The 3,258-nt window shown below is 62.0% G+C and carries 5 protein-coding genes; all 5 read left to right on the top strand.

Annotated features, from left to right (window positions below; translation table 11 throughout):
- The first annotated feature begins 167 nt into the window (after positions 1 to 167).
- The 5 genes from ACI38Z_RS08295 to ACI38Z_RS08315 are packed head-to-tail and all read left to right on the top strand — an operon-like array spanning position 168 to position 3,141.
- Complete coding sequence (locus ACI38Z_RS08295; RefSeq protein ID WP_439789726.1) at positions 168 to 791, top strand: hypothetical protein; 624 nt, start codon at positions 168 to 170, stop codon at positions 789 to 791.
- Between the two features lie 2 nt (positions 792 to 793).
- Entirely contained in the window at positions 794 to 1,642 is an 849-nt protein-coding gene (gene eutJ / locus ACI38Z_RS08300; RefSeq protein ID WP_439789727.1) for an ethanolamine utilization protein EutJ, read from the top strand.
- The gene (locus ACI38Z_RS08305) at positions 1,635 to 1,940 is read left to right on the top strand and encodes a BMC domain protein (protein WP_439789728.1); all 306 of its coding nucleotides are present in this window, start codon (positions 1,635 to 1,637) and stop codon (positions 1,938 to 1,940) included. Before eutJ ends, ACI38Z_RS08305 begins: the two co-directional genes overlap by 8 nt.
- Entirely contained in the window at positions 1,927 to 2,196 is a 270-nt protein-coding gene (locus ACI38Z_RS08310; RefSeq protein WP_439789729.1) for a EutN/CcmL family microcompartment protein, read from the top strand. Before ACI38Z_RS08305 ends, ACI38Z_RS08310 begins: the two co-directional genes overlap by 14 nt.
- 15 nt (positions 2,197 to 2,211) lie before the next feature.
- Positions 2,212 to 3,141, top strand: a complete 930-nt coding sequence (locus ACI38Z_RS08315) for a phosphate propanoyltransferase (protein ID WP_439789730.1) — start codon at positions 2,212 to 2,214, stop codon at positions 3,139 to 3,141.
- Positions 3,142 to 3,258 lie beyond the last annotated feature (117 nt).

The following is a 3,258-nucleotide window of genomic DNA, read 5'->3' on the forward strand; positions in this document are numbered from 1 at the left end:
GGACTATGAGATCAAGGATGACCCGTCACTCTCCGAGGACGACCTCAACCGCGTCGAGGGCTGGATTAAGGACGCGGACTTCAAGGTGAACCTCGTGAGGCACTAGAAGGCAAGAGAGAAGAACGCCCCACATCGTGGGGCCTGGAGAAATCAGAGAGGAGGAAGGCATGCACTATGTAACCGAGGACGAGCTGCGGGAGGCTTACTCGAAGGAGCCCTTCGGCACCTATGAGGTACCGAAGGGGGCGCGCCTGACGCCGAGCGCGAGGCAGTTCCTGATTGATTTCAGGGTTGCCTTCGATGGCGACGAACAGACGCCGGCACCAGGCGCCCACGGCCAGGTGGCAAAGGGTATGGCAAGTGCCAAGCAGCCCTTGGACCTGGGGGCGCTCGTGCACGACGCCAACCTCCTAGGCGCGAGGCTCCGTCTGCTCGCCCGTAGGTCGCTGGGCATCGACAACGCGGTCGCCAGGCAGGCCGAGGCAGTCGGGCGCAGGTGGCAGGGAGCTACGACCCCCGCGGACCTCGTTGCCGACAAGCCCAAGGCGGAAGGCGTCAGCGATCCGCCTGGACCGCCACCGCAGCCGGCCTTCGACGCAGGCGTGCACCCTGTCTTCTTCGAGATGGCTTATGTGCACGCCCAGCTTGGCCGGTATGCTCGCGCCTGGGCCAAAGCCCAAGCTGGAGCGAGACCGGAGGATGCCAGGACGATCGGTGCCTGGGTCACAGAGGCCGCAAGGGTGTGTGAGGTACTCGAGGCGGCAGTGGAAAGAGCAGGAGAGGAGGTTTAGCGATGGTCGATCTTCAAAGGACAAACGAGAGGCTCGAGGAGCTGCTATCTTGCGTTGATCACCCCAAGGCGGTCAAGCCCGGTCAGAAGCTCTACTGCGGACTCGACCTTGGCACGGCATTCATCGTGCTGGTCGTCCTTGATGAGGATGGCAACCCCGTCGACTGCAAGTACCAGTTCGCCAGTGTGGTGAAGGACGGCATGGTCGTCGACTACGTGGGTGCCTGCGACATCGCTCGCCACCTCAAGGAGCAGATCGAGGAAGAGCTGGGCGTGGAGCTTGAGGAATGCGCCGTGGCAATTCCTCCCCAGACGGAGTTGCTTGACGGTGGCGTCGTCCGCAACGTCGCCGAGAGCACGGGAATGGAGTGCACCGCCGTCTTCGATGAGCCGACGGCAGCGAACCTCCTCGTTGGTACCAAGGACGGTGCCGTCGTGGACATCGGCGGTGGCACCACGGGCATCTCGGTGTTCAAGGACGGCAAGGTCGTCGAGTGCATCGACGAGTCGACGGGAGGCACGCACTTCTCCCTCGTCCTTGCTGGCGCGAAGGGCATGAGCTTCGATGACGCGGAGCTTTACAAGCGCAACCCGGAGAACCACGGCGAGGTCCTTCCCATCGTCGCCCCGACGATCGACAAGGTGACCTCCATCATCAAGAGGGCGTGCAGTGGCTATGACGTCCCTGAGGTCATTCTCGTCGGCGGCACGGCGGAGCTCACGGGCATCGAGGGCAGGGTGAAGAAGTACCTCGGCATCGAAGTCCACAAGCCCAATCATCCCATGTTCGTGACACCCATGGGCATTGCGCTTGGCTGCATGCTCAAGGCAAAGGAGCTGCAGGATGCTTGATATCAAGGTCATCAAGGCTCCGGCGCCGGGGACCATGCAGATCATCCGCCTCAGGAGCGGGGCGCGCTGGAGCGAGGACTTTCATCCCGCGGCCGTGGGACTCGTGCAGGGCAAGATGATCGAGATGGTCGTCGCGAGCGACATTGCCGAGAAGACCGCGGGTGTGGTCGTGACCGACGTGAGGGGTTCCTGCCCGCAGAACATGGTGATGCTCGCCATCGCGGGTGAGACGGCAGAGGTAATGGAGTGCCTGGCCAAGATTCGGGACGGAGGAGATCACACACATGATTGTGGGTAAGCTCATCGGTTCCATCTGGGCCACGCGTAAGTACGACGAGCTCAACGGTATGAAACTCATGCGCGTCGAGGTCGTTGCCGGGGACGATGCAGGGAAGCAGCTCATCTGCGTCGACACCATCAGCGCGGGAGTGGGGGACAGGGTAATCGTGACCACTGGTGCTTCCGCCTACCTCTTCATGAGGGACGAGTTCAACAAGAACGCCCCGGTTGACGCTGTGATCGTAGGAATCATCGACGAAGACGTGAATCTGTAAGGAAAGGAGGACGGGATGAAGAGGCTTATCAGCGCGAAGGACGTTGTCGCGGCAGCAGAGCACCACAAGAACATCATCGTGGATGACAACACTATCGTTACCGCCCAGGCGCGTGACGTCGCCAAGGAGCGTGGGGTCCTCCTCCAGAGCGAGGCCGAGGCTGCAGCCGAGCAGCACGCAGAGGCTTCCGCTCAGGAGCATAACGAGGAGAGTGCCCCGCAGCATCACGTAGCGGAGGAGCAGAAGCATGATGAGAAGGAGCCTGCCCTCTCGGCAGACGAGCTCGAGCACCTCATCGCCGCTGCATTCGAGAAAGGCATCTGGACCAAGGACGACATCGAGACCCTGGTGGGGAACAAGCCTGCGGCCAACAACCCCAACATCGTTCCCGTTGGCGTCTCCGGTCGTCACATCCACCTGTCCCAGGAGCACCTGGAGCAGCTTTTTGGCGTCGGCTACAAGCTGACCCCCATCAAGGATTTGAGCCAGCCCGGCCAGTACGCCTCGAAGGAGTGCGTGACCCTCGCAGGGCCAAAGGGCGTCATCCAGAAGGTGCGCGTGCTGGGTCCCGTGCGTTCCCAAACGCAGGTCGAGGTACTCGCAGGTGACACGTTCAAGCTTGGTATCCCGCAGGCGATTCGGCTCTCGGGTCACCTTGAGGGAACTCCCGGCGTCACCGTCATCGGACCGAGGGGTACCGTGGTCCTGAACCAGGGCGTCATCGTTGCCGCTCGTCACATCCACATGAACCCTGCCCAGGCGGCCGAGCGCGGCTTCCATGACGGGCAGATCGTCTCCATCAAGACCGGCGGCGAGCGTGGCGGCGTCCTGAACAACGTCATCATCCGCGTCACGGAGACCGGCAACCTCGACTGCCACATCGACACCGAGGAAGCCAACGCACTCCACATCAAGTGCGGCACCACAGTTGAGGTAGTCAGGTAGCTGGTATCAAAGGCGTAATAGCACAGGTAACGGACCCAGGGAGGAAAAATGGCAAGTACGACTGAGGCACTCGGAATGATCGAGACCAAGGGCATGGTAGGAGCCGTCGAGGCCGCC

The sequence above is a fragment of the Parafannyhessea sp. genome (assembly GCF_051876455.1).
Classification (GTDB): domain Bacteria; phylum Actinomycetota; class Coriobacteriia; order Coriobacteriales; family Atopobiaceae; genus Parafannyhessea.

Excerpts from the sequence above, each read along its gene's own strand:
- ACI38Z_RS08310 (WP_439789729.1), top strand. The coding sequence starts at position 1,927 with ATGATTGTGGGTAAGCTCATCGGTTCCATCTGGGCCACGCGTAAGTAC.
- ACI38Z_RS08295 (WP_439789726.1), top strand. The coding sequence starts at position 168 with ATGCACTATGTAACCGAGGACGAGCTGCGGGAGGCTTACTCGAAGGAG.
- ACI38Z_RS08315 (WP_439789730.1), top strand. The coding sequence starts at position 2,212 with ATGAAGAGGCTTATCAGCGCGAAGGACGTTGTCGCGGCAGCAGAGCAC.
- eutJ (WP_439789727.1), top strand. The coding sequence starts at position 794 with ATGGTCGATCTTCAAAGGACAAACGAGAGGCTCGAGGAGCTGCTATCT.
- ACI38Z_RS08305 (WP_439789728.1), top strand. The coding sequence starts at position 1,635 with ATGCTTGATATCAAGGTCATCAAGGCTCCGGCGCCGGGGACCATGCAG.